Source organism: Frondihabitans sp. PhB161 (assembly GCF_003814635.1).
GTDB lineage: Bacteria > Actinomycetota > Actinomycetes > Actinomycetales > Microbacteriaceae > Frondihabitans.
In genome coordinates, this window is record NZ_RKQW01000001.1 from 1,439,140 (window position 1) to 1,462,673 (window position 23,534).

General features: G+C 68.6%; 17 protein-coding genes. 13 read left to right on the forward strand and 4 right to left on the reverse strand.

All coding sequences use genetic code 11. The features are described 5' to 3' along the window. From EDF39_RS17605 to EDF39_RS06980, 5 genes are all read left to right on the forward strand, one after another. Positions 1–267, forward strand: a complete 267-nt coding sequence (locus tag EDF39_RS17605; RefSeq protein WP_199726155.1) for a DUF6457 domain-containing protein — start codon at positions 1–3, stop codon at positions 265–267. Beyond that, a complete protein-coding gene (locus tag EDF39_RS06965; protein WP_123941644.1) occupies positions 264–1,445 on the forward strand; it encodes a molybdopterin molybdotransferase MoeA in 1,182 nt (393 codons plus the stop codon). Before EDF39_RS17605 ends, EDF39_RS06965 begins: the two co-directional genes overlap by 4 nt. 30 nt (positions 1,446–1,475) lie before the next feature. Continuing rightward, positions 1,476–2,408 (forward strand): formate dehydrogenase accessory sulfurtransferase FdhD, encoded by a 933-nt coding sequence (gene fdhD / locus EDF39_RS06970; RefSeq protein WP_084815995.1) that lies wholly within the window; start codon positions 1,476–1,478, stop codon positions 2,406–2,408. Then, a complete protein-coding gene (locus EDF39_RS06975) occupies positions 2,405–4,711 on the forward strand; it encodes an FdhF/YdeP family oxidoreductase (protein WP_123941646.1) in 2,307 nt (768 codons plus the stop codon). Before fdhD ends, EDF39_RS06975 begins: the two co-directional genes overlap by 4 nt. A gap of 85 nt (positions 4,712–4,796) precedes the next feature. Continuing rightward, a complete protein-coding gene (locus tag EDF39_RS06980) occupies positions 4,797–5,504 on the forward strand; it encodes a metal-dependent transcriptional regulator (protein WP_123941648.1) in 708 nt (235 codons plus the stop codon). A 373-nt stretch (positions 5,505–5,877) separates the two neighbouring features. Here the strand turns inward: EDF39_RS06980 and EDF39_RS06985 are convergent, their stop codons facing one another. After that, positions 5,878–7,161 (reverse strand): sodium:proton exchanger, encoded by a 1,284-nt coding sequence (locus EDF39_RS06985; RefSeq protein ID WP_123941651.1) that lies wholly within the window; start codon positions 7,159–7,161, stop codon positions 5,878–5,880. Between the two features lie 331 nt (positions 7,162–7,492). Here EDF39_RS06985 and EDF39_RS06990 point away from each other — a divergent pair, with 331 nt between their 5' ends. Next, positions 7,493–8,059: an NAD(P)H-dependent oxidoreductase gene (locus EDF39_RS06990; RefSeq protein WP_055959949.1), complete on the forward strand. Its 567-nt coding sequence runs from the start codon at positions 7,493–7,495 to the stop codon at positions 8,057–8,059. Between the two features lie 191 nt (positions 8,060–8,250). After that, positions 8,251–10,416 carry a glycosyltransferase family 39 protein gene (locus EDF39_RS06995; RefSeq protein WP_123941653.1) on the forward strand — a complete coding sequence of 722 codons (2,166 nt, stop codon included), beginning with the start codon at positions 8,251–8,253 and terminating at the stop codon, positions 10,414–10,416. Positions 10,417–11,353: 937 nt separating this feature from the next. On the opposite strand, the gene EDF39_RS07005 is transcribed toward EDF39_RS06995, so the two are convergent. After that, the gene (locus tag EDF39_RS07005; RefSeq protein ID WP_123941655.1) at positions 11,354–12,499 is read right to left on the reverse strand and encodes a hypothetical protein; all 1,146 of its coding nucleotides are present in this window, start codon (positions 12,497–12,499) and stop codon (positions 11,354–11,356) included. Positions 12,500–12,582: 83 nt separating this feature from the next. Here EDF39_RS07005 and EDF39_RS07010 point away from each other — a divergent pair, with 83 nt between their 5' ends. Continuing rightward, positions 12,583–13,017: a MarR family winged helix-turn-helix transcriptional regulator gene (locus EDF39_RS07010; RefSeq protein ID WP_158613180.1), complete on the forward strand. Its 435-nt coding sequence runs from the start codon at positions 12,583–12,585 to the stop codon at positions 13,015–13,017. Between the two features lie 114 nt (positions 13,018–13,131). Further along, positions 13,132–13,905, forward strand: coding sequence for a Pr6Pr family membrane protein (locus EDF39_RS07015; protein ID WP_123941659.1), 774 nt, complete (start codon positions 13,132–13,134; stop codon positions 13,903–13,905). Here the strand turns inward: EDF39_RS07015 and EDF39_RS07020 are convergent. Then, on the reverse strand, positions 13,845–15,323 hold the full coding sequence (locus EDF39_RS07020) for an FAD-dependent oxidoreductase (RefSeq protein WP_158613181.1): 1,479 nt from the start codon (positions 15,321–15,323) through the stop codon (positions 13,845–13,847). The genes EDF39_RS07015 and EDF39_RS07020 overlap by 61 nt on opposite strands. 145 nt (positions 15,324–15,468) lie before the next feature. Here EDF39_RS07020 and EDF39_RS07025 point away from each other — a divergent pair, with 145 nt between their 5' ends. The 4 genes from EDF39_RS07025 to EDF39_RS07040 all read left to right on the forward strand — a co-directional run bounded on the left by EDF39_RS07025 (position 15,469) and on the right by EDF39_RS07040 (position 20,635). Beyond that, complete coding sequence (locus EDF39_RS07025) at positions 15,469–15,960, forward strand: CarD family transcriptional regulator (protein ID WP_055959934.1); 492 nt, start codon at positions 15,469–15,471, stop codon at positions 15,958–15,960. Positions 15,961–16,986: 1,026 nt separating this feature from the next. Beyond that, entirely contained in the window at positions 16,987–18,492 is a 1,506-nt protein-coding gene (locus EDF39_RS07030) for an alpha-N-arabinofuranosidase (protein WP_123941663.1), read from the forward strand. A 97-nt stretch (positions 18,493–18,589) separates the two neighbouring features. Then, complete coding sequence (locus EDF39_RS07035) at positions 18,590–19,636, forward strand: LacI family DNA-binding transcriptional regulator (protein WP_123941665.1); 1,047 nt, start codon at positions 18,590–18,592, stop codon at positions 19,634–19,636. Between the two features lie 30 nt (positions 19,637–19,666). Beyond that, the gene (locus tag EDF39_RS07040; protein ID WP_123941667.1) at positions 19,667–20,635 is read left to right on the forward strand and encodes an aldose 1-epimerase family protein; all 969 of its coding nucleotides are present in this window, start codon (positions 19,667–19,669) and stop codon (positions 20,633–20,635) included. Positions 20,636–21,005: 370 nt separating this feature from the next. On the opposite strand, the gene EDF39_RS07045 is transcribed toward EDF39_RS07040, so the two are convergent. Further along, the gene (locus EDF39_RS07045; RefSeq protein ID WP_123941669.1) at positions 21,006–23,486 is read right to left on the reverse strand and encodes a right-handed parallel beta-helix repeat-containing protein; all 2,481 of its coding nucleotides are present in this window, start codon (positions 23,484–23,486) and stop codon (positions 21,006–21,008) included. Positions 23,487–23,534: the final 48 nt, after the last annotated feature.

Below are 23,534 nucleotides of genomic sequence, written 5' to 3' on the forward strand. Positions count from 1 at the left end.
ATGACCGACCACGACGTTCTCACCACCTGGGTCGCGAGGCTCTCCGAGGCCCTCCAGCTCCCCGCCGATTTCGAGCTCGATCTCGATGAGGTCCTCGACCTCGCGCGCGATGCAGCCCATGGCGTCGCGCGGCCTGCCGCCCCGGTCACGACGTTCCTCGTGGGGTATGCGGCCGGGCTGCAGGGCGGGGGTGCGGCCGACGTGACCACCGCGGTCGGAGTCGCCACACGGCTCGCGACCGACGACGCTGGTACCGCCTCGCGATGAGCCAGTCGCTTCCTGGCTGGCTCGCCGCCCGTGCCCTGGCTCACGAGGCCGGTGCCGGTCAGCCGATGTGCGTCGAAACCATCTCCCTGGCTACTGCCGTCGGCCGCACCTTGGCAGACGATCTCTTCGCTCCGACCGACGTTCCCGCACACGACGGCTCGGCCATGGACGGCTGGGCCGTCTCGGGAGACGGGCCGTGGGCGATAGGAGCACCCATCGTGGCGGGCGACGTGCCAGCCGGGGCTCCTTTGGCGCTGGGCGCTGCTCGGCCGGTGACGACGGGAGCACCGGTTCCCGTCGGGGCAACCCGGGTCGTTCGAGCCGAAGACGGAGAGGTCGACAGTGACGGTCGACTCGTGCTCCGCGCCGCGCTCGGGGGCGATGCACCGCGACGTCGCCACATCCGGCCGGCGGGAGAGGAGGTCCGGGCGGGCGAGCTCCTATTCACGGCCGGAACAATCCTGACGCCGCCTCGGGCGGCACTCGCCGCCGCCGCCGGGGTCGACAGCGTCGAGGTGGCGGAGGCGCCCGTGGTCGCCGTGCGAGTGCTGGGCGACGAGATCGTGGGGTCGGGGTCACCTCGGGCGGGGCAGGTGCGCGATGTGTTCACCCACGTGTTCCCGGGGATCCTGCGGTCGGTCGGGGCTGATCCTCGAAGCGCCGAACGCGTTCCCGACGACCTCTCGTCTACGGTCGCGGCACTGGATGTCGAGGCGAAGCTCGTCGTGACGACGGGCGGCACTGCGGCGAGCAGCACAGATCACATCCGTGCCGCCCTCAGCGCACTCGGCGCCGAGCTCGTCATCGATCGCACAGCCATGCGGCCGGGGCACCCGGTTCTGCTGGCGAAGCAGGCCGACCGCCTCTACCTCTGTCTTCCCGGTAACCCCATGGCAGCGATGGTCTGCCTCGTGAGTCTAGGGCTCCCTCTCGTCGCCGGCCTCCTCGGGCGGCCGCTGCCGGCAACCGGTCGAGTCGCAACCGGAGTCGACATCGACAACCACCGCGACGACGACCTCGTTCTCGCCTACGCGATGGGGGAGAGCGGGGCTCTGCCGGCCTCTCAGCAGTCATCCGCGATGCTGCGGGGTCTGACCGAATCCGAGGGGCTGATGATGGCCCCTCCGGGCGGTGCTCGACGTGGAGACATGCTCGACACCGTGCGACTGCCCTGGTGATCCTCTCCTTCGAATGATAGGCCTGCACTTATGAACCGCATCACGTCCCGTGCCCCGGTCACTCGGGTGACCGTCGGCAAGGCCCCGACGCTGACCATCGACACACTTGCCGTCGAAGAGCCGCTCGAGATTCGCGTCGGCGGTACCGCTCTCGCCATCACGATGCGGACTCCCGGCAACGACTTCGATCTCGCCGCCGGGTTCCTGGTCTCCGAGGGGGTCATCGCGCGAGGCGACGAGTTCATGCGGGCCATGTACTGCGCCGGCGCGACCGACGAGGGGCTCAACACCTACAACGTGCTCGACGTGCTCCTGGCTCCGGGAGTTGCGCCACCCGATCCGAGTCTCCAGCGAGCCTTCTACACCACCAGCTCCTGCGGGCTCTGTGGCAAAGCCTCTATCGATGCCGTGCGGACGAGCTCCCAGCATGCGGTCGAACACGACGAACTCGTCGTCGACCCTGCCGTTCTCGCGACGTTCCCCGACGCCCTGAGAGAGGCGCAGGCCGTGTTTGAAAAGACCGGAGGGCTGCACGCGGCCGCCCTCTTCGACGGCGCCACCGGCGAGATGCTCGTGATCCGCGAAGACGTCGGGCGGCACAACGCCGTCGACAAGGTGGTCGGTTGGGCAGTGAAAGAAGACCGCCTGCCGCTCACCGGCACCGTGCTCATGGTGTCGGGTCGGGCCAGCTTCGAGCTGACCCAGAAGGCCTCCATGGCGGGGATCCCCGTGATGGCCGCTGTGTCGGCTCCCTCCTCGCTCGCCATCGACCTGGCGACGGAGCTCGGTGTCACGATCGTCGGGTTTCTGCGGGGGCAGAGCATGGTCGTGTACTCGCGCCCGGATCGGATCCTGGGCGCTGTTCCCTCCGCGTCGACCTCCGAGCCCTCGCCTGACGGGCGGGCCACACTGCAACTCACGAACGAACTGACGATCTCCGAGAAGACTGCGAGCGCGCGATGACCGAAAAGCCTCCCGTCCACGATGTGAATGACGACGACCTCACCGTGGGGCCGCCCCGCGAGTGGGCGGCCGGGGTGCCGGGCGTCTTGCATTCGATGGAGCCCGCGATCAAGCAGCTCGGCCTCGCCCGCACCGTCAAGCTGATGACCTCGCTCAATCAAAAAGACGGCTTCGACTGCATGAGCTGCGCCTGGCCCGACCCGGATCACCGCAAGGTCGCGGAGTTCTGCGAGAACGGCGCCAAGGCGGTCACCTGGGAGGCCAACCCGGTGCTCGTGCCGCGCACGTTCTGGGCCGAGCACCCGATCAGCGACCTCCTCGACAAGAGCGAGTACTGGCTGGGCATGCAGGGGCGCCTCACCGAACCGGTCTACAAGCGAGAGGGCTCTGAGTTCTACGAGCCGGTCACGTGGGAGCGCGCGTTCGAGATCATCGGGTCGAAGCTCAACTCGCTCGCCTCTCCCGACGAAGCGTCTTTCTACACGTCTGGCCGCACCTCCAACGAGGCGGCGTTCATCTATCAGCTCTTCGTGCGTGCTTTCGGCACGAACAACCTGCCCGACTGTTCGAACATGTGTCACGAATCGACCGGTGTGGCGATGTCCGAGACCGTCGGCATCGGCAAGTCGACGATCGCGTACGACGACTTCGAGAACACCGACCTCATCATCGTGATGGGGCAGAACCCGGGCACGAACCACCCGCGGATGCTGACCGCCCTCGAAGACGCCAAGAAGAACGGCGCCAAGATCGTCGCGGTCAACCCTCTGCCCGAGGCCGGCCTGCGTCGATACAAGAACCCCCAGCGTGTTCGCGGCGTCGTCGGGCACGGCACCGAGATCGCCGACCAGTTTCTGCAGATTCGCCTGGGGGGCGACATGGCGTTGCTCCAGGCCGTGTCGAAAAGGGTGCTCGCCGCCGAAGACGCGGCGCCCGGCACCGTGCTCGACCACGCCTTCCTCGAGGAGCACTGCGCTGGGCTCGAAGAGTTCCGCGCGCACGTCGCCGAGATCGACGACGACGAGGTGCTGCTGGCGACAGGCTTGAGCACGGCCGAGATCGACGAACTCGCCGAGCGTTACATCTCGGCCGATCGGGTCATCATCACCTGGGCGATGGGTATCACCCAGCACCGCAAGGCCGTCGACACGATCAAAGAGATCATCAACCTGCTCCTGCTGCGGGGGAACATGGGCAAGTCCGGAGCGGGTGCGTCGCCGATCCGAGGTCACAGCAACGTGCAGGGTGACCGCACGATGGGCATCTGGGAGCAGATGTCCGACACCTTCCTCGACGCTGTGCAGCAGGAGTTCCACTTCGATCCGCCGCGCAAGCACGGGGTTGACGCGCTCAAAGGCATCAAGGCGATGCAGAAGGGCGAGATCAAATTCTGGATGGGCATGGGCGGCAACCTCGTCGCCGCCATCTCCGACACGCAGGCCGCTGAGAAGGCATTCCGCGGCACCGAGATGACCGTGCAGGTCTCGACGAAGCTCAACCGATCGCACGCGGTCGTGGGAGCGGAGGCACTCATCCTGCCCACGATGGGTCGCACGGAGATCGACATTCAGAAGGCCGGTCCGCAGTTCGTCTCGGTCGAAGACACGGTGTGCTCGGTTCACGGCAGCCACGGGCAGGTACCTCCGGTCGCACCGGGCCTCCTCTCCGAGATCGCCATCGTCGCCCGGCTCGCAAAGGCGACGCTCGGAGACAGCGTTCCCGTCGACTGGACGGCAATGGAAGACGACTACGACGTCATCCGCGATCACATCAGCCGGGTCGTCCCGGGGTTCGACGACTACAGCGCGCGGGCCGGAAGCCGCGAGGGCTTCGTTCTGCCGAACGGGCCGCGCGACTCCCGCACCTTCGACACCGCGACAGGCAAGGCCATGATCACGGTCAACGACCTCGAGCACGTCGAACGGCCCGAGGGGCGACTTCTTCTGCAGACCCTGCGCTCTCACGACCAGTACAACACCACGATCTACAGCCTTAACGACCGCTACCGCGGCATCAAAAAGGGCCGCGAGGTGGTCTTCATCAATCCAGACGACCTCGACGAACTCGGTCTCGTCGATGGGCAGTCGGTCGACGTCTTCACCGACTGGACCGACGACGTCGAGCGCGCCCTGCGGGGTTATCGCGTGGTGTCGTATCCGACGGCGAAGGGATGCGCCGCCGCCTACTTCCCTGAGGCGAATGTGCTCGTGCCCCTCGATAGCGCATCGATCGCCAGCAATACGCCCGTGTCGAAGGCCGTGCTGGTGAGAGTCGTGCCGGCTGCGGTTCCGGCGGCGGTGTGAGCGGCGGTAGTTGTTTCGGCGCTGACGGCGCCGGTGTGGTCGGCGGCAGGTGATGGGTGCGGTGTCGGGCCAATACCCTGAGAGCATGAGCACACCGACCGCCGGCACCATGACGGAGGACTACGTCAAGGTCATCTGGAAGGCCCACGAGTGGTCGGGTGAGGGTCTCACGACAAACGAGCTCGCTTCAACTCTGGGTGTCGTCGCGTCGAGTGTCTCGGGCAACCTGAAAAAGCTCGCCCGCGAGGGGTACCTCGAGTACGAGCCGTACGGTCGCGCGACGCTGAGCCCGACCGGCCGTGCGCTGGCCATTCAGGTGGTCCGGCGTCACCGGCTCATCGAGACCTATCTTGTGGAGCACCACGGTTACGGCTGGGACGAAGTGCACGACGAAGCCGAGATCTTGGAGCACGCCGTCTCGGATCGCCTCCTCGCCAAGATCGACGCCGAGCTCGGGTTTCCTGACCACGACCCCCACGGCGATCCGATTCCCCGCGCTGACGGAACAATCACCCACCCGCGCGGTCGGCGCCTGACCGAACTCGGCGACGGATCGTGCGCGGGTGTCGTGCGCGTCAGCGACCACGATCCTGCGCTGCTGCGCTTTCTCGGAGGGCTCGCCATCACGGTCGGGTCGCACGTCCGCCTCGCAGAGCGGCACGCCTTCGCCGGGAGTCTCGGGCTCGAGATCCTCCAGGCGGGCGACCTGACCGTCGTCGCGTCGACCGAGCTCGCGACCGTCGCGGCCGAGGCGATCTGGGTGACGAGCGCGGCCGAGGGGCACGCCCACTAGCAAGCGCTCTCGCGAGGTGGCTTGATCGACGGGTGCGCGGCGGTGGGGGCGCGGTTTGGGCCATCTCGCGAGCGGCGCGGGGTGCGCGGCGCCGAGCCTGGTGGCGTCGGGGCCTGCGGGAGCGCGGTGCTCGGGTGCCCACGAGTCAGGAACCCAGGTCCGTTCCGTTGTCGACGCACCCGGCTCAGGAAAACCAGGGGGACCTCAGCGCGATCGGCTCAGCGCGGCACTCCCGCGGGCCCTGGCGTCTGCCCTCACAGCGCCCTGCCCACCGTGCAGGTATCAGGAAGTCTGCATCCGCTTGGCCGCGCAGCGGGGTGAGCGCTGCCGGGCGCGCCTGCATGCCTGAAATGCGCGCCCGCACCCCGAGCCGCTAGCGCTCCGAACCCGCCAGCTCCCGCTCGCCCGGGCCCGCCGCGATCGACGACTGCCGCCGGAACGGCGCCGTGATCGTCGGCAGGATGTCGCGCCGCTGTAGCCACAGCGCCACGAGCGCGACGGCGATGTGCACGGCGCTCAGCACGTAGCGCCCGGTCTCGCCGGTGACGACGAACTGCAGGGCGAACAGGGCGACCAGCGCGATGGCGGCCCACCGGTGGAACCGCAGCGCGACGATGATCGCGACCCCCATCACGGTCTGCGACGCCGTCAGGACGAACTCCTCGACCTGGCGTCCGTCGAGGGGGAGGTCGGTGCCGCCGCCACCCAGGAGGTGGGCGATGGGGAGCGATCCGACGAGGAGGGTCCACTGGTTGATCTTCGAGGCGATCAGCGTTCCGATGGCGGCGGCACCCTGGCCGCGCAGGGCGAACAGCACGGCGACGATGAACTCCGGCGCCTCGGTGGCCAGCGGTGCGAGCCACTGCACGAGGAAGTAGCTGTCGATGCCGAGCGACGATCCCGACTGCACGAGGGCATCGGCGAAGGGTTCCGCCGACGAGAGGATCACGGCCGCCGCGACGACGAACATCGCCACGAACGTGATCTTGCGAAGGCGCGCGGGCAGGCCCGCGATGTGCGCTGCCGTTCCGACGAACTCCTCGTCGCCGTCATCGTTCGCGGCGTTGCCGGCCCGCCAGAGGTAGGCGGCGAAGACAGCGATCAGGATGATTCCGAACCACAGCGCGATCTGTCCGGTGAGCGGGATCACGAACGCGATGACGGCCACGATCGCGAGCACGCCGACATCGAGACGCGAGGATCCCGGCAGGTTGAGTGCCCGGGGAACCGCGCGGCCGGATGCTCCTCGAGCCGCGGCGGCGCGACGGGCGATGAAGAGCGCGACGAATACGACGAGCGGCCAGCCGAAGCCGAGCAGCAGGCGGTTCGAGCCGGTCATGTTGGCTGCGGCGAACTGCTCGTAAGCCGGATCGGAGCCGGAGCGGAACGCGTAGTACAGGTCGACGGCGTATTCGGGCAGCACGGCGATGAGAGCGAGGATCGCGATGGCGAGCGCCCCCGAGATATCTTTCTGCGCGGCCTCGGCAGCCCAGGCGAGCAAGAACGACGCCGCGACGACGGCGGCCCCGAACACGACGAGATCGACGACGGGGTTCGGCGCGAAACCGGTGATGCGGAACACCACGGCCGGCACGGCGATGGCGAGGCAGAGCAGGATCCGACGCACCAGTGGCGCAGGAAGAGAACGAGTGAGCATGGCGGGCTTTCGGTCGCGGCCGAGCGCTTCCGGGCAGGGAGGAGCTTCGGCCTGAATGGCCGAAGGTCTCGTTCGCCTCGCTCAGCCACCGGGAGCGGCTGTCACGAGGAGGTACGCCGGGCTGGTCGTCGTGACCGCCAGTATGTCGACGCACCGTTGGAGGAACTACTCCCCTTCGATTCGTCCACCCTGGCATGGGGTGTCGCCGTCGCACCAGCTTTTCGGAAGGCCGAAATCGACATCACGCGTCGGCTAATTCGTGACCGCGGGAATACGACCGCGGTCGGCCGAATTGAGCGGGTTGTAGCTGTTTGCCACCAAAGGAGAAAACATGTCCGATTCCTCGATCCTCGTCCTCGTGGGTAGCCTCCGCGCTGCCAGCACCAACCGCCAGCTCGCCGAGGCGGCCGCCCAGGTCGCCCCCGAGGGCGTCACGCTGACGATCCACGAGGGCCTCGGCCACATCCCCTTCTACAACGAAGACATCGACGTAGACGGTGCCGTGCCGGAGGGAGCCGCAAAGCTCCGTGCGGCGATCGGCGCGTCCGACGGGATCCTCGTGGTCACACCCGAGCACAACGGCACCATCCCCGCCAGCCTCAAGAACGCAATCGACTGGGCGTCGCGCCCCTACGGCGAGTCGAACCTCGTGGGCAAGCCCACGGCAGTGATCGGCTCCGCGTTCGGCCAGTTCGGCGGCGTGTGGGCGCAGGACGAGACCCGCAAGGCCTTCGGCATCACCGGCGCCAAGGTGCTCGACGATGTCAAGCTCGCGATCCCCGGCTCGGTCGTCCGCTTCGCCGAGACGCACCCGAAGGACGACGCCGAGGTCGTCGGCCAGCTGAGCGACGTCGTCGAGAAGCTCGTTGCCGCGACCTCCGAGACTGCCGCCGCCTAGAGCTGTGCTTTTAGCGCGGCTGCGGATGGACGTGGCGGACCTCGGACGAGCCTCGGTCGTCCGCCATGTCCATTCGCAGCCGCCCGCCTGCCCGGCCCCGCGCACGATGCATAGCAGGCGTATCGACGCCTCATAGAAAGCCGAAAGCCGCGCCAGCGATCCTCGAAGTCCGCCAACCCGGAGGACTACCCATGACCGCACACGCCGGACCTCTCACCGGAAGCATCGCGACCAGACCGTCGCCCGGTGCCACCGGAGAACGCCGACTCGCCGCCCGAGTGCTCCTCGGCAGCCGCGCCGACCCCGCCTGGGTCAGGCCGAGCCTCTGGGGGCTTCTCGTCGCCACCGGCCTCCTTTACATCGTCGGGCTGTCGGCCAGCGGCACGGCGAACTCGTTCTACGCCGCCGCCGTGCAGGCGGGGAGTCAGAGCTGGAAGGCTCTCTTCTTCGGATCCTTGGATTCGTCGAACTTCATCACCGTCGACAAGCCGCCGGCTTCGCTGTGGGTGATGGGCATCTCGGCGCGGATCTTCGGCTTCAACTCGTGGAGCCTCCTCGTTCCGCAGGCGTTGATGGGCGTGGGCAGCGTCGCACTGGTCTTCGCCATCGTGCGGCGCAGCCTCGCCGCGCTCGGCCCGCGCCTCTCGGCCGCCGGTGCCCTCGTCGGCGGCCTCGCGCTCGCCTGCACCCCGGCCGCCGCGCTGATGTTCCGCTTCGACAACCCCGATGCGCTTCTCGTCCTGCTCATGACGCTGGCCGCCCACTTCGTGGTCCGCGCTCTGCCGAAGGCGAGCTGGAAGTGGCTGGCCGCGGCCGGGCTCGTGCTGGGCTTCGCCTTCTTGACCAAGATGCTGCAGGGCCTTCTCGTGGCCCCGGCCTTCGTGCTCGTCTACCTGCTCGCAGCCAACACCACGATCTGGAAGCGCCTCCTGCACGTGCTCGGCGCTCTCGTAGGAGTCGTCGTCGGCGCTGGCTGGTGGGTCGCGATCGTCGCCATCTGGCCGGCCGACTCCCGCCCCTACATCGGCGGCTCGACCAACAACTCGGTGCTGGAGCTCGCCTTCGGCTACAACGGACTCGGCCGGTTCTTCGGCTCGGGGTCGGGTAACGGCGGCGGTGGCGGTGCCGGAGGGGGAACCGCAGGCGGATCCTTCGGCGGTTCGACCGGCCTCACCCGCCTCTTCTCGAGCGAGATGGGACTCGAGATCTCGTGGCTGCTGCCCGCCGCACTGCTGTTGCTCGTGCTGGGTCTGATCATCGCCGGTCGCCGGTCGCGCCTCGACCCGCTGCGCGCCGGCCTCGTGATGTGGGGCGGCTGGCTGATCGTCACGGCCCTTGTCTTCAGCTTCACCAGCGGCACGATCCACCCCTACTACACAGTCGCTCTGGCACCCGCGATCGCCGGACTCATCGGCATCGGCGGCGCCCTCCTCTGGCGCATGCGCACCACCTGGCTCGGACGCCTCGGCCTAGCAGCCGCCATCGCCGGAACGGGCGCGTGGTCGTTCCACCTCCTCTCCGAGAACGCGACCTGGATGCCCTGGCTCAAGTGGGTCGTGCTGATCGGCTCGGTGCTTGCGGCAATCGGTTTCGTGATCGGTTCGATCGCGGCCTTCCGACGTGTGACCCTCGCGGCCGTGCTCGTCGGCACCCTGTTCGCCTTCGGGGGATCGGGAGCGTATGCCGTGGCGACGGCGTCGGTCGGGCACTCGGGGTCGATTCCGAGCGTGGGATCGTCGTCGAGTTCGTCCGGCATGGGTGGCGGCGGCATGGGCGGTGGCACGGGTGGCGCTGGCGGTGGTGGAACCCCGCCGTCTGGCACTGGCGGGCCCGGCGGCAGCACGATCGGCGAGTCGGGCTCAGAGGGCGAAATGCCCTCCGGTGAGATGCCTTCGGGCGACTCCGCTCCGAGCGGCACCGCGCCGGGCGGATCGGACTCGAGCTCTGCCGGCACATCGGATGACTCGGCGTCGGGCGGATCCTCGTCTTCGTCTTCCGCTGCGGGAATGGGTGGCACGACCTCCTCGACGGCCCTCGATACCCTCCTGAAGAAGAGCACCGCGCGCTGGGCTGCGGCCGTCAACAACGACCAGTCGGCGGCGACGCTCGAACTGTCGAGCGGCACTGCGGTGATGGCGATCGGCGGCTGGAGCGACGACCCGACGCCGACTCTCGCCGAGTTCAAGGCCTACGTGGCCGCGGGCGACATCGGCTACTACGTGTCGAGTGGCTCCGGAGGCGGGATGGGCGGCGGCTCATCGTCGACCTCCTCGGCGATCAAGACCTGGGTGGAGGCAAACTTCACCGCGACAACCGTGGGTGGGAGCACGGTGTACGACCTGTCCGCTGCGAAGTAGTTCACACGGGTGAGCGGCCGCAGGATGCGAGGGCGTCCTGGGGCCGCTCTGTGCGTGCGGTTCGCTTTTCAGGTGATGGGGGCGCGCGCGGGGCAATTTACGCGGGTGTGGGGCCTCGCGGGGCTTGGATACCTGAGTTGCGGGCGAGGTTGGGATGAGCGGCGTTGGGCCGGATCCTGCGCGCGGTCCGCTTTTCAGGCAACGAGGCGCGTGACGGGCAATTTGCGCGGGCATAGGGCTTGGCCGGGTCTGTATACCTGAGTTGCGCGCGGGGGTGGGGTGTGCGGCGCGGTGCAGGATCCTGCGTGCGGTTCGTTTTTCTGGTGACGGGGTGCGCGACGGGTTGTTCGCTCGGGTGCGGGGCCTCGCGTGGCTTGGATGCCTGAGTTGCGGGCGGGGGCGGGGTGTGCGGGGTGGTGCAGGATCCTGCGCGCGTTTCGCTTTTCAGGTGACGAGTCGCGTGACGGGTGATTTGCGCGGGTGAGGGGCTTGGCCGGGTCTGTATACCTGAGTTGCGGGGAGTGTGGGGGTGCGCGGGGTGGTGCAGGATCCTGCGCGCGTTTCGCTTTTCAGGTGATGAGGCGCGCGTGGGGCGATATGCGCGGGTGTGGGACCTCGCCGGGCTTGGATGCCTGAGTTGCGCCCAGAGGAACAGAACCAGGAGTTCCTGGCGTGCTCCAGCCGGCCAAGCGCTCCCGCGGGCCCTGGCGTCGGGTGGCTCTGCGGTGCGATCGCTCCGGCGCCGGTCGTACTTCAGGCGTTCTGTCGCTGCCTGGCGCCACACCCCGCATACTCACGCCCACGCGCGACTGGTCTCCTGTTCTGCGAACGCGAACGCGAACGCGAACGCGAACGCGAACCCCAACGCGAACGCGAACGCGAACGCGAACCCCAACCCGCACGCAACCGCAACCGCGCACGCAACCGCACCACCCACCTACGCCGCCACCACCTGCTCCTCCTCGCGCATGACGACGCGCTCGTTCGCAATGCGCGTGCGGCGACGGCTCAGGAGGTGGGTGAGCAGCGTCAGGCCGAGGCCGACGGCGGCCCAGATGCCGAGGCGGAGGATGTCCCACCCGAAGGCCTGGCCGGGGAAGTACTGCATGGTCTGCGCGGCGTCGAGCCAGGCGGCGCCGTTCCAGAAGCCGTTCATAGCGGCGAAGAACGCGGGCATGAGGTGCACGGCGAAGATTCCGCCCGACGAGGTGAAGTTGAACATCACGAAGAGCATGGTGAGGGCGGCGGTGGTCCAGTGGCGGAGCACCGGGTGCAGGCCGACGCCGATCAGCACGATGGCCAGCGAGTAGAGCCAGCCGGCGAGCCAGGTGCCCCAGACGTGGCCGTCGACCACGTGGTAGACGGGCCCGGCGATGATCAGGGCGATGGCTGCGACGACACCGGAGAGGACGGCGGCGGTCACGAGCGACCAGCGGATGCCGAGACGTGAGGCGAAGGCGGCGACCGCGGCAGCCGTGGCGTACGAGCCGACGCTGAGCCCGACGAGGAGGAAGAAGAGTCCCTGTCCGGTGGAGTCGTTGGCGGACGACGGCACGACGTCGACGACGGTGAACGGCAGCTTCGACTCGTAGGCGATCGGCAGGAACACCTTCTGGGCGACGTTGGCGCTCGTCTCGGACGCGGCCGACGAGACGAGGAGCGACGCACTGGTGGCGGTGGGCTCGTACGCCGCGGTGATCTCGCGGTCGGTGATGAGCTGGCGAGCGACCGCGTCGGAGGCGACGGTGCGCACGCTGAGTTGGCCGTCGGCCCCGTCGCTGAGCGTCTGCGCGAAGACCTTGACCTCGGCGCTGGTGCCCACGACGGCTACGGGGAGCTCGTGCGGCGTCGGCTGGTGGAAGGCGCCGAGGTAGGCGAGCGTCATTCCGAGGCCCAGGAAGAGCGGCACGAGGATCGCGGTGCCGAACGCCTTGAAGACGGCGACCGGCGTGCCCAGGAACATGCGCGGACCAGCGGGCGTCTCGCGGCCCGACGAGGACGACGGCAGCCGGTGGCTGTGGTCGTCACGACGCGGGGACTGGCGGATCGCGACCTCCTGGAGCGAGTGCGTATTCGTAGACATGCTGCCTTTCAAAAGACGAGGGGAGTTATTGTTGCAGTATGCAACACAGAAAGACATTACACCCGATCGTTAAGCTCGACGACGTGACCACGAAACGCGACGACCGAATGCAGGCCGTCTACGCCGAACTGCAGGCCATCTCCCGCCGGGCGGCCGCGCGAAGCCGCCGCACGGCCGAGCCGCTCACCGTCGTGCAGCACACGCTCCTCAACTTCATCGCGGTCACCCCCGACTGCCGCGCCGTCGACATCGCGTCGGCCATGCGCTTGAACCGCTCCACCGTCTCGCGCCAGATCGGCGACCTCCAAGAGCTCGGGCTCGTCGAGGTCGGCGTCCAACCCATCACGAGTCAGGCGCGCGGCCAGCTGCTGCTCCTCTCCGACCGCGGGCGTGAATTGCTGCAGCGGTCGATCCGGGCCAACCACGCCGAGCTTGAGCGGAGGCTCGCCGACTGGAGCGACGACGACATCGACCGTCTCGCCGACGGGCTCGAGCGATTCAACGCCGTCGACGAGTAAGCGCTCGTCGCCAGCGACGGGAAGCCCTGCGTCGAACCGGCCGGCCGTGACCCGGTGACCCCGACGGATCCTTCGCTCGGTGCTCTCCCTGCCGCTCTCGGTACCCTCGGTCGGATGCAGACGCCGTGGACCTTCCGTGTCTCCGGCCTCCTGCGCCTCGCCGCGGCCGGAGTGGCCATCGCCGCGCTCGTCGCCAACTTCGAATACGTCATCGGGTTCTCGACTTTCGCGACCGCGAACTACTTCAGCTACTTCACGCAGCAGAGCAACATGGCGAACGTGGCCGTGCTGGTGGTCTCGGGCATCCTCACCTTCCGGGGCCGGAGCGACCCACCCTGGTTCGCCGCGGTGCACGCCATCGTCACCACCTACGTGATCGTCTCAGGAGTCGTCTTCGCCGTACTCGTCACGCAATCGGCCTCGCACCACTACGCGCTGGCGTTCCCCACCTCGAGCCAGGTGCTCCACTTCTGGATCTCCGCCTACGTGCTCCTCGACTGGATCCTCGCTCCGGGTCGCACGCCCGTCCGCTGGCGCACCCTCGCTCTGGTGCTGATCTTTCCGCTGATCTGGGGTCTTTACACGCTCGAGCGCGGCCGTGAGGTGCGCTGGTACCCGTACTTCTTCCTCGACCCGACGCAGGTGAGCCCCGAGCAGTTCCGGCTCTACAACGCTCTCGTGCTCGCAATCTTCGTCGGCGTGCTGACGGCGCTCATCGGCCTGAGCCATGTTCGGCCCGGGCACCTGGCGAGGCGGCGCCGCGTGCTCGCCTCGGGTGACGACACGAACGCAGGATCCGACGGCTCACCCGAGCGGGCGACCGCACCTCACGAGCTCGGGGTCGGCGACGGGGTGGGCGACGCGTCGTCTGCCACCCGGTCGAGGTAGGGCGCGAGATCGGCCACCGCCGCAGCGACCGCTTCGGCGTCGCTCAGCTTTTCCGCCGCCACCGCAGACTCGCCGCCGATGAGCGCCACCAGGATCGGGTAGCCCGTCGCCGGCTCGAGGTTGACCCACAGGCGGTAGGTCGCGTCGTCGTCGAGGATCGCCCAGACGGTGTCGTCGGTCGACCAGATGCGCTCGTCGAAGCGCAGCCAGAGGACGTCCTGCACGCCCATGCCGAGCCGGTCGATGGCGCTGCGGCGCACCGCCGACTGCTCCGGGACGAAGACGATCCGCTGCTTCTTGAACACGCCCAGCGGGATCGTCGACACGACCCGGTCGGCCGAGAGCGACTCGCCCGTCACCAGACGGAGGCCGACACCCTCGTTGGCGTAGGTGATCTGAGTGACGTTGCTGCCCCGCAGCACGTCGAGATCGGTCAGCAGCCCGGCGACGTAGGCGGCGAATCCCTTCGTGACGAGCTGGGCGTCAACCGGAGCGGCCCCGACGGAGAGCGCGCGAGACGACAGCGCGTCGGCGTCGGCGCCGAAACGCGCGGGGAGCGCCTCGGCGAGAACCCAGGCCAGACGGTCGGCATCGGAGACGCCCGACGCGTCGGGGGCACTCGACAGCTTCGACCGAACACCGGAACCGTCGAGTGCGCCATCGACGCTGACCTCGGCGCTCTGACGGTCGGCCCAGGCGCGGGCCGAAGCGAGAGTGGCGGCGACGGTGGCGGTGGTCGGAAATCGGGTACGCGCGGATCCTTCACGTGCTGTCGTCTCGGCCTCGAACGGCACCGTCACAACGCCGGCGCTCGTGAGCAGACTCTCCAGGTCGGCGGCTCCGTCGCCGAACAGCATCGAGACGCCGGTCTGTACCTCGATTGGCCAGTCGTCGCCCTGGGAGGAGGCGATCCGGCCGCCGACCCGCTGCCGAGCCTCGATCACGACCACGTCGAAACCCTGATCGGCGAGCGTGCGAGCGGCCGTCGCACCGGCGATGCCCGCGCCGATCACGGCGATGCGCTCGCCCGGAGCCGCTACGGCAGCGACCTCGGCGGCCACGGCGACACCCGACAGGCGAGCACCCGTGACGGTGCCGGGCCACGTCGCGGCGACGGCCTCGCCCGCGAAGAACACCTTGTCGTCGAGCGAAGCCCGCAGGGTCTCGCGGTCAGTGGAGGTGGACTCGGTCGTCAGGACGCTGTTCGAGCCGTACGCGTAGGGGTCGTCGCCCCACGAGCTGCGCCGGAATGCGGCCGGCGTCACACCCGAGGCGGTCGTCGCGGTGGGCGTCGGCGTACCGGTCGGCGCCGGACTGCTCGCCGTCGGAGCCGGAGACGGACTCGAGCAGGCCGACAGCGCCAGTACCCCGGCTCCGGTAAGGGATCCGGTCACGAAGACGCGGCGGCTGATCGGCATGGTCGTGCCATTGTCGCAGGATCCGGCCCACGTCACCGGGGAGGGCGTCCCGGTCGGTCTAGAGCGGCGGATCATACAACGGATTTATCGGGTAGAATGGTAAGACTGCCGAGACGACACGCAAAGAGAACAGAGGCACGACTAGATGATTTTCGAAGTAGGGGAGACCGTCGTGTATCCCCACCACGGCGCCGCCACCATCACCGCGGTCAAGACCCGCACCATCAAGGGCGCTGAGAAGAAATACATCACCCTGAACGTCCACGCCAGCGATCTCATGATCGAGCTGCCGGTCGACAACGTCGATCTGGTCGGCGTCCGCGACGTCATCGACGCCAAGGGTGTTGAGGCGGTGTTCGACGTGCTCCGCAGCGATCACGTCGAAGAGCCCGGCAACTGGTCGCGTCGCTTCAAGGCGAACACCGAGAAGATGGGCAGCGGAAGCGTCTACAGCGTGAGCGAGGTCGTCCGCGACCTCTGGCGCCGCGACCAAGACAGCGGCGTGTCCGCCGGCGAGAAGCGCATGCTCCTCAAAGCGCGTCAGGTGCTGATCAGCGAGCTCGCTCTCGCCCAGAAATCCACCGACGAGGAGGCCTCGGCCGTCCTCGACGAGGTGCTCGCGACCGTCACGGTCTAGCGACTCCTCCTCCTTTTCGCAGTCGCTGCAGGCAGGCCTTCGGGTCTGCCTGCGGTGGTTAACGGGTGTGCGTGCGTGCGTGCGGTGTACGTTTCAGGAATGCAGGCGCGGGGGAGCGCGGGCGCGGGGTTCGCGGGGCGGAACGCGCCCGGGTGCCTGATGTGTGAGCGGGGTTGCGCAGGATCCTGGTCTGCCGCGGCATGCGAACGCCACTGGACGCGCTCGCGGGTGCGCGTTTCAGGAATGCAGGCACGGGGGCGTGTGGGCGCGGGGTCCGCGGGGCGGAACGCGCCTGGATGCCTGATGTGTGAGCGGGGTTGCGCAGGATCCCGGTCGGCCGCGGCGAGGACGCGCAACGCGCCGCCCTCGCGGGGCGCGTTTCAGGAATGTAGGCACGCGGAGGCCGCAGGCATGGGGATCGCCGGGCGCAACGCGCTCAGATGCCTGATGCGTGAGCGGTGGCGAGCGGCACTGGGTGATGGATTCAGGAATGCAGGCGCGGGGGAAAGCAGGGATGGGGATCGCGGGGCGGGACGCGCTCAGATGCCTGAAGTGTGAGCGGTGGCGTGCGGCGCTAGGTGATGGATTCAGGAATGCCAGCGCCACGGGAGTGCGGGCGCGGGGTTCGCGGGGCGGAACGCGACCGGATGCCTGATGTGTGAGCGGGGTTGCGCAGGATCCTGGTCTCCCGCAGCGAGGACGTGCAACGCAGCACGCTGGAGGTGCATGAGTCAGGCATGCGAGCGCGACGGGAGCGCAGGCATGGGGATCGCGGGCGGAACGCGCCCGGATGCCTGAAGTGTGAGCGGGGGTGCGCAGGATCCTGGTCTGCCGCGGTGTGCGAACGCCACCGGACGCGATCGCAGGTGCGCTCATCAGGAATCCAGCCGCGCACAAGCGCAGGCCAGCGGGTGCGCGAGCTGGGACGCGCCCAACCGCCTGAGAAGTGACCAGCGCAGCCCCCTTGACGCGCAAGTACAACGTTGTACAAACTGGGCGTTACAACGATGTACTGAAGGAGATCCTATGCCCAACGCCCGCCTCGCCCTCGACCCGTCCTTTGTGGTGGCTCCCGTCTCGCGCCGCACCTTCGGCACCTTCGTCGAACACCTCGGCCGCTGCGTGTACGGCGGCATCCACGACCCGGGGCACCCCACCGCCGACGCCGACGGGTTCCGCGGCGACGTGATCGACTTCGTGCGCGAGCTCGGCATCTCGACCGTGCGCTACCCCGGCGGCAACTTCGTCTCGGGCTACCGCTGGGAAGACGGCATCGGCCCGGTCGCCGACCGCCCAGTGCGCAAAGACCTGGCCTGGCACTCCACCGAGCCGAACCTGGTCGGCGTCGACGAGTTCATGCGCTGGGCCAAGAAGGCCGGCGTCGAGCCCATGATGGCGGTGAACCTCGGCACGCGCGGCGTTCAGGAGGCCATCGATCTGCTCGACTACACGAACGGTGCCGGCGGGTCGTTCCACTCCGACCTGCGCAAGAAGAACGGCTCGGCCGACCCCTACGACATCAAGATGTGGTGCCTCGGCAACGAGATGGACGGCCCGTGGCAGATCGGCCACAAGACCGCCCGCGAGTACGGGCGCCTCGCCTCCGAAACAGCCCGCGCCATGCGCCTCATCGACAACGACCTCACGCTGGTCGCCTGCGGAAGCTCGGGCGCCGACATGCCCACGTTCGGTACCTGGGAGCGCGAGGTGCTCGAAGAGACCTATGACGAGGTCGACCTGATCTCGATGCACGCCTATTACTGGGAGAAAGACGGCGACCTCGCCAGCTTCCTCGCGGCGGGTGTCGAGATGGACCACTTCATCGACGACGTTGTCGCCAGCGTCGACCACGTGCGCGCAGCCCAGAAGAAGACCAAGCGCATCAACATCTCGTTCGACGAGTGGAACGTCTGGTACCTCGACGGCGAAGCATCGAAGAACCCGACCGACTGGCCGGTCGCCCCGGTGCTGCTCGAAGACCAGTACAACGTCGCCGACGCCGTCGTGGTGGGCGGCCTGCTCATCTCGCTGCTGAAGCACTCCGACCGCGTGGCCAGTGCGAGCCTCGCGCAGCTTGTCAACGTGATCGCTCCGATCATGACCGAGACCGGTGGGCGCAGCTGGAAGCAGACCACGTTCCACCCGTTCGCGCAGGCGTCGAGCTTCGCGCGGGGCGACGTGCTGCGCGTCGAAATGCAGTCGCCGGTTCACGAGACGGCGAAGTACGGGGCTGTTCCTGCCTTCGACGCCGTCGCCACCCACGACCCGGAGACCGGCGATGTGAGCGTCTTCGCGATTAACCGATCGCTCACCGAAGAGCTCACGGTCGATGTCGACACCCGGGCCTTCGGTGGAGTGCGTCTCGTCCAGGCAACGACGCTGCACGACGCCGACCCCTACAAGTCCGTCACGGTCGACAGCGCCGACAGCGTCGCTCCGGTGGCGAACGACAAGACGAGCTGGGACGGCTCGGTGCTCAGCGTCGTGCTGCCGCCGCTGAGCTGGAACGTCGTGCGCCTGGCCAAGCAGTAGAAACAGCGCTAGCGCCCGGGCCAGCCGCGCCACCGCGAAAGCCCGCGCCAGCCGCGCCGCCGCCGCGACCGCACCGACGAGGAGGAAGGCCAAGCCCATGCCCGCGACCATGAACGACGTGGCCCGCCTCGCCGGCGTCTCGCTCAAGACCGTGTCGAACTACTTCAACGACTACCCCTCGATGCGCCCCGAGACCCGGGCGCGCATCGGGGCGGCCGTCGACAAGCTCGGCTATCGGGTCAACCTGTCGGCGAGACGACTGCGCACCAGGCGGACGGGCATGATCTCGCTCATCGTTCCCGAGCTCGATCAGGCCTTCTTCGCGGAGCTCGCTCAGGAGGTGATCGCGGTGGCTCGCGAGCACGACCTAACGGTGCTCGTCGAGACGACCGGCGGCGATCGCGATCGTGAACTCCAGGCGATCAGCGGGGAGCGCCGCCAGCTGATCGACGGGGCCATCATCGACCCGCTGGCCATCGGCCCGAGCGACGCGCCGCAACTCGCCGGAGAACCACTCGTGATCATCGGCGAGCGCCAGTTCGAGGGGCTCGCCGATCATGTGCTGATCGCGGATGAGGGGGTGGCGAAGCGCGCCACGGAGCATCTGCTCGAGATCGGCAGGCGCAGGATCCTGGTGCTCGGCCCCGGGGGAGCGGTCGCGACCCACACGTCCGCTCTGCGCCTGCGGGGGTTCCAGGCCGCGATGGCCGAGGCCGGCCTCCCGCTGGTCGACGCGCTCCTGGCGCCGACGGACGCGTGGAGTCGCGACGCGGGAGCCGCCGCGGCGGTGGCAGCACTCGAGGCCGGGGCGAGGGATCCTGCGGTGCGGTTCGACGCCGTTCTCGGCTTCAATGACGCGCTCGCGCTCGGGGCGCAGTGGGCGCTGCTGCAACGCGGTGTCGACGTGCCCGGCGACGTGGCCGTGATCGGCATCGACGACACCCGCGACGCCCGATTCGCCCACCCGACCCTCACGACGATGTCGCCGGGAAGCTCGCAGATCGCGCGGCGTGCGGTCGAGCTGCTGGTGGCGAGGATCAAGGATCCGTCACCCGCGCTCGGATTCGCCTCGATCGTGGCCGACTACGAGCTCGTGGTCCGCCAGTCGACCGGCGTCGCTCGGCCGCCGCGACCTCTACCCTGAAGACCGAACCCTGACGAAAGACGACATTCGATGACGAATTCCCCGCTCTCCGGCGAGCAGACCACCATCACCCACGGCCCGTACAGCGCAACGATCGCCGCGGTCGGAGCGGCACTGCGCGTGCTCACGCACGACGGACGCGACCTGGTCGTGCCGTTCGAGGCGGACGAGATCCGGCCGGTGTTCCGCGGGGCGATCCTGGTGCCGTGGCCGAACCGCGTGGTCGACGGCACCTACACGTTCGATGGCGTCGATTACCAGCTGCCGCTGACCGAGCCGGCCCGCGGGCATGCGCTGCACGGCTTCCTGGCGTGGGCGCGCTACACGGTGATCGACCGGAGCGATTCGTCGGTCACGCTGACCGCCGACGTGGTTCCGAACGACGGCTACCCCTGGCCGCTCACGATCGAGGTCACCTACGCGCTCGGCGACGACGGGCTGACGACGACGGTCGCCGCGACGAACACCGGCTCGTCCGAGGCCCCCTATGGCACGGCGCCGCACCCGTACCTCCGCGCCGGCGAGGGGCACGTCGACGACTGGACGCTCGAGCTGCCCGCGTCGCAGGTCGTCACGGTGACGGAAGAGCGCCTGCTGCCGGTCGCGGTCGAGCCGGTCGACGGCCCCGGGGCCGGTTCGCCGCTGGGCGTCTTCGACTTCCAGGCACCCCGGGTGATCGGCGAGACGTTCATCGACCACGCGTTCACCGGGTTGACGCGAGACGACTCGGGTGTTGCGCGAGTGGTGGTGCGGGCTCCGGGCGAGGGAGGCGTGGGCGTGGGCTCCGGCGCGGGCTCCGGCGTCTCGATGACCTGGGGCACCGAGCTGCCGTGGGTGCAGGTGCACACGGCCGACCGCCCGGAGGCCGCACTCAACCGCGTGGGCCTCGCCGTCGAGCCGATGACGTGCCCGCCCGACGCCTTCTCGACCGGCGACGACGTGGTGCGCCTCGCTCCGGGTGCGACGCACCGGGCCGCCTGGACGATCGCGGCGCTGTAGGGGCTTGCTCGCGGCGCTGACGCGCGCGGTTCAGGATGCGGAGCGGCGGGTGGGCGCGGATCCTTGTGTTTCGGGGTCTTTGGGGACTGTGTTCCTGAGTCGTGCGCACCGACCGGAGCGCTCCCGCGGGCCCTCGTGCCGCAAGTGCCCCGCGCCGTGCCTCCGCGCGTCCCGGCGCCGCGTGTGCCCGCGCCGCGCTGCCGCTCGTCCGGCAGCAATCCAGGCGCGTTCCGGCCTGCCCACGCGCGAGAACGCGCTCATCACGCCCACTTGCCTGAGTTGCGCGCTCGTCGCACGGCCCACACCCGCCGCAACGCCAGACGCCGCCCGGGTCGTGCCCGAGCGGCGTCTGGTGTTCGTGGTGCGGGGTCTAGTCGTCGAAGACGCCGAGGCCCTTCGTGCCGGACTTCACTCCGATGGCCGCCGCAACATCGTCGGGAATGCCCACGGCGACACCCAGCGCCGACTTGATCGCCGCGATCATGCTGGCGATCGGCAGGACCGCGGTGGTCTCGACGTTGTTCCAGCGCGATCCCTTGGCCTTGGCGAGAGCCTGGACCGAGTCGTACCGGGTCACCGTGCGGTTGTCGCCACCACCCCAGCCGACCAGGGTGGACTGGGCTCCCGTGAGGCGCTGGTTGAAGAGGTTGCCGGTGATGACGAGGTTCATGTTGTCGACCGGGATGTTCGTCACGCCGTCCAGGGCGTAGATCTGGAAGAGACCGCCGGATCCGAACACGTTGTTCGAGACCGTGACGTTCTTCGTGATCCAGGTGAGAGTCGGGTCGGGAAGGGGACGTCGGCGATCATGGCCGGTGAGAGCCGTGTTCGCCTGGCGACGCTCGTCTTGAGCGAGCTTCACGCCGAACAGCCGGTTGCCGCCGATGTCGTTGTTATAGATCTGCACGTTGGCCGTGTTGTAGACGATCACACCGATCTTGTTGCCGTTCAACTCGTTGTTCGCGACGATCACGTGGTCCGAGAGCTCGACAAGGATCCCGTCGACCGTGTTGTCGGTGGAACGACTGTTGACGACTGTGGCGTCGTACACCGACTCGTCGAGCCAGATGCCGTTTCCGACGTTGTCGCTCGCGTCGACGTTCGAGATGTCGACGCCGCGCGACCGGGTCACCTTGATTCCGCCGGCCACGGGCTGGGCGTTGAACTCCTGGTCGTTGTTGTCGAGAACCAGGGAGTTCTGAACCTTGAGCCCGTACGCCGAGTTCGCACCGATGCCGAGAAGACCACTGCCGGTCACCGTGAGGTGATCGAGGGTCGTGTTGTCGCTCTCGACGTTGATGCCGATCATCGCGTTGTCTTCGACCGTGAGGTTGCGTGCCGTGATGCCGGTGTTGCTGAGTCGGACAGCGCCGCGCTGGAGGTACGGAGTGCCGTATCGGCGGACTCCGAAGCCCTGCAGCACTGTGTTCGGCGACTGGACGACCAGTGCCTGCTCCTGGTTGCTGATGCGAACCGAGTGGCCGTTCGGGTTGGAGCCTAGGACGATGCGTCCCGAGTTCGCGTCGGGGTAGAAGGTCCCGGCGGTCACGGCTGCGGCGGAACCGACCTGCGTGAGCTCGGTGCCGTCGAGGAAGACCTGGTCGGGTCGCGCCGCGTACGGCTTAGCGGAGTCGACGAACCACGGGTTGTCGGAGATGCCGTCGATCTGCGACGACGGGAAGTAGTTCCACGGCGTCGTCCATCTGGAGCCCGAGGTGTTCCAGTCGGTGACCTGCTTCGAGCCGTCGAGCCAGACGGTCTCGCCGGGGTACGACTGGATGGTCAGCGTCTTCGACCGGGGCACCGTGACGGACTCGTTGTAGACGCCCGCGCGGAGGACGATCGTCGCTCCGTTGCTGGCCTTCGCGACGGCAGCGGCCAGGGTGCGAACGGGGGCGTTCGAGTTGCCGTTGGCCGAGTCGTTGCCGGAGGGCGACACCAGGATGGCGCCGGCTGGAACGGCATAGCGGGTGCTGCCGACGGTCGCCGAACCTCGATCGCCGGAGGTCACCGGGGTGGAGACCGGCGGCGTGACCGGCTGCGCGGGGGTGGCCGGGGGTGTCGTGGGCGACGGGGTCGGCGCTGGCACTGGCACTGGCGCGGGGGTGTTCGCGTTCGTGGTGGGGTTCTGTGTCAGCGACAGGTTGTCGAGGGTGGTGCTGGCCGCGTTGGTGTTGCTGCCGCTGGCGTACTCCCAGAAGGCGAGGCTCCCGGCGCCCGAGATGCGCGACGACGACGAATCCGTCAGAGACAGCTGCCACCCGGGCGCGACGGCTCCTGAGGGGTAAGCGCGGGCCCGGATCGAGACCTTGGCTGAGCCCGTCACCTGGAATTCGGCCGCGATGTCAGCACCAGGGGCGTATGTGCCGGGAAGTGTGAAACGGCCCAGATTGACCTCGACCGTCTTGTTGAGTCGTGAGACAGCGAGAACGGCTGAGCCGGTCTTGCTGATCTCGACCCGGCCGCGATACGTGGAGTCGTCGCTCTGGCGCCGGATCTCAAAGGCGGTGTAGACCGTTGCTGACGCGGTGGGAAGACCGATGGTGGCCCGCACTCCGGTGTCGAGAGAATTCGCCTGCTTGAGAGCGAGTCGAGCGGAAGCACCCGGCTTGAGCCCGGTGATCCGGCCCTCGCCCGAGGCGACCGCTGCGCTGGCGCCGGCGCCGAGACTAGCTGTCCAGGAACCGCCCTTGGCGGCGGAGCCCCAGCCGCTCGAGACGGTTCGCGCGAACGAGTCAGAGACGACGGTGGCGGGGGCCGCGGTCGCGAACTGGGCGGGAAGAGTGGCGGCGAGGAGCACGCCGGCGGAAAGACCGGCGACGGCGGGGAAAGAGAATCGCCGCCGTCTCACAGCGTGGCGAGGCGCAGAGGAAGTCACCCTTGGGTGGTCCTTTCGTCG

What these genes read in the sequence shown, in the direction of transcription:
- EDF39_RS06965 (WP_123941644.1), top strand. Translation starts at nt 264, where the DNA reads ATGAGCCAGTCGCTTCCTGGCTGGCTCGCCGCCCGTGCCCTGGCTCAC.
- EDF39_RS06990 (WP_055959949.1), top strand. Translation starts at nt 7,493, where the DNA reads ATGTCCGATTCCTCGATCCTCGTCCTCGTGGGTAGCCTCCGCGCTGCC.
- EDF39_RS06980 (WP_123941648.1), top strand. Translation starts at nt 4,797, where the DNA reads ATGAGCACACCGACCGCCGGCACCATGACGGAGGACTACGTCAAGGTC.
- EDF39_RS07020 (WP_158613181.1), bottom strand. Translation starts at nt 15,323, where the DNA reads ATGCCGATCAGCCGCCGCGTCTTCGTGACCGGATCCCTTACCGGAGCC.
- EDF39_RS07005 (WP_123941655.1), bottom strand. Translation starts at nt 12,499, where the DNA reads ATGTCTACGAATACGCACTCGCTCCAGGAGGTCGCGATCCGCCAGTCC.
- EDF39_RS06985 (WP_123941651.1), bottom strand. Translation starts at nt 7,161, where the DNA reads ATGCTCACTCGTTCTCTTCCTGCGCCACTGGTGCGTCGGATCCTGCTC.
- EDF39_RS06995 (WP_123941653.1), top strand. Translation starts at nt 8,251, where the DNA reads ATGACCGCACACGCCGGACCTCTCACCGGAAGCATCGCGACCAGACCG.
- EDF39_RS07030 (WP_123941663.1), top strand. Translation starts at nt 16,987, where the DNA reads ATGCCCAACGCCCGCCTCGCCCTCGACCCGTCCTTTGTGGTGGCTCCC.
- EDF39_RS07025 (WP_055959934.1), top strand. Translation starts at nt 15,469, where the DNA reads ATGATTTTCGAAGTAGGGGAGACCGTCGTGTATCCCCACCACGGCGCC.
- EDF39_RS07035 (WP_123941665.1), top strand. Translation starts at nt 18,590, where the DNA reads ATGCCCGCGACCATGAACGACGTGGCCCGCCTCGCCGGCGTCTCGCTC.
- EDF39_RS07015 (WP_123941659.1), top strand. Translation starts at nt 13,132, where the DNA reads ATGCAGACGCCGTGGACCTTCCGTGTCTCCGGCCTCCTGCGCCTCGCC.
- EDF39_RS07040 (WP_123941667.1), top strand. Translation starts at nt 19,667, where the DNA reads ATGACGAATTCCCCGCTCTCCGGCGAGCAGACCACCATCACCCACGGC.
- EDF39_RS17605 (WP_199726155.1), top strand. Translation starts at nt 1, where the DNA reads ATGACCGACCACGACGTTCTCACCACCTGGGTCGCGAGGCTCTCCGAG.
- fdhD (WP_084815995.1), top strand. Translation starts at nt 1,476, where the DNA reads ATGAACCGCATCACGTCCCGTGCCCCGGTCACTCGGGTGACCGTCGGC.
- EDF39_RS06975 (WP_123941646.1), top strand. Translation starts at nt 2,405, where the DNA reads ATGACCGAAAAGCCTCCCGTCCACGATGTGAATGACGACGACCTCACC.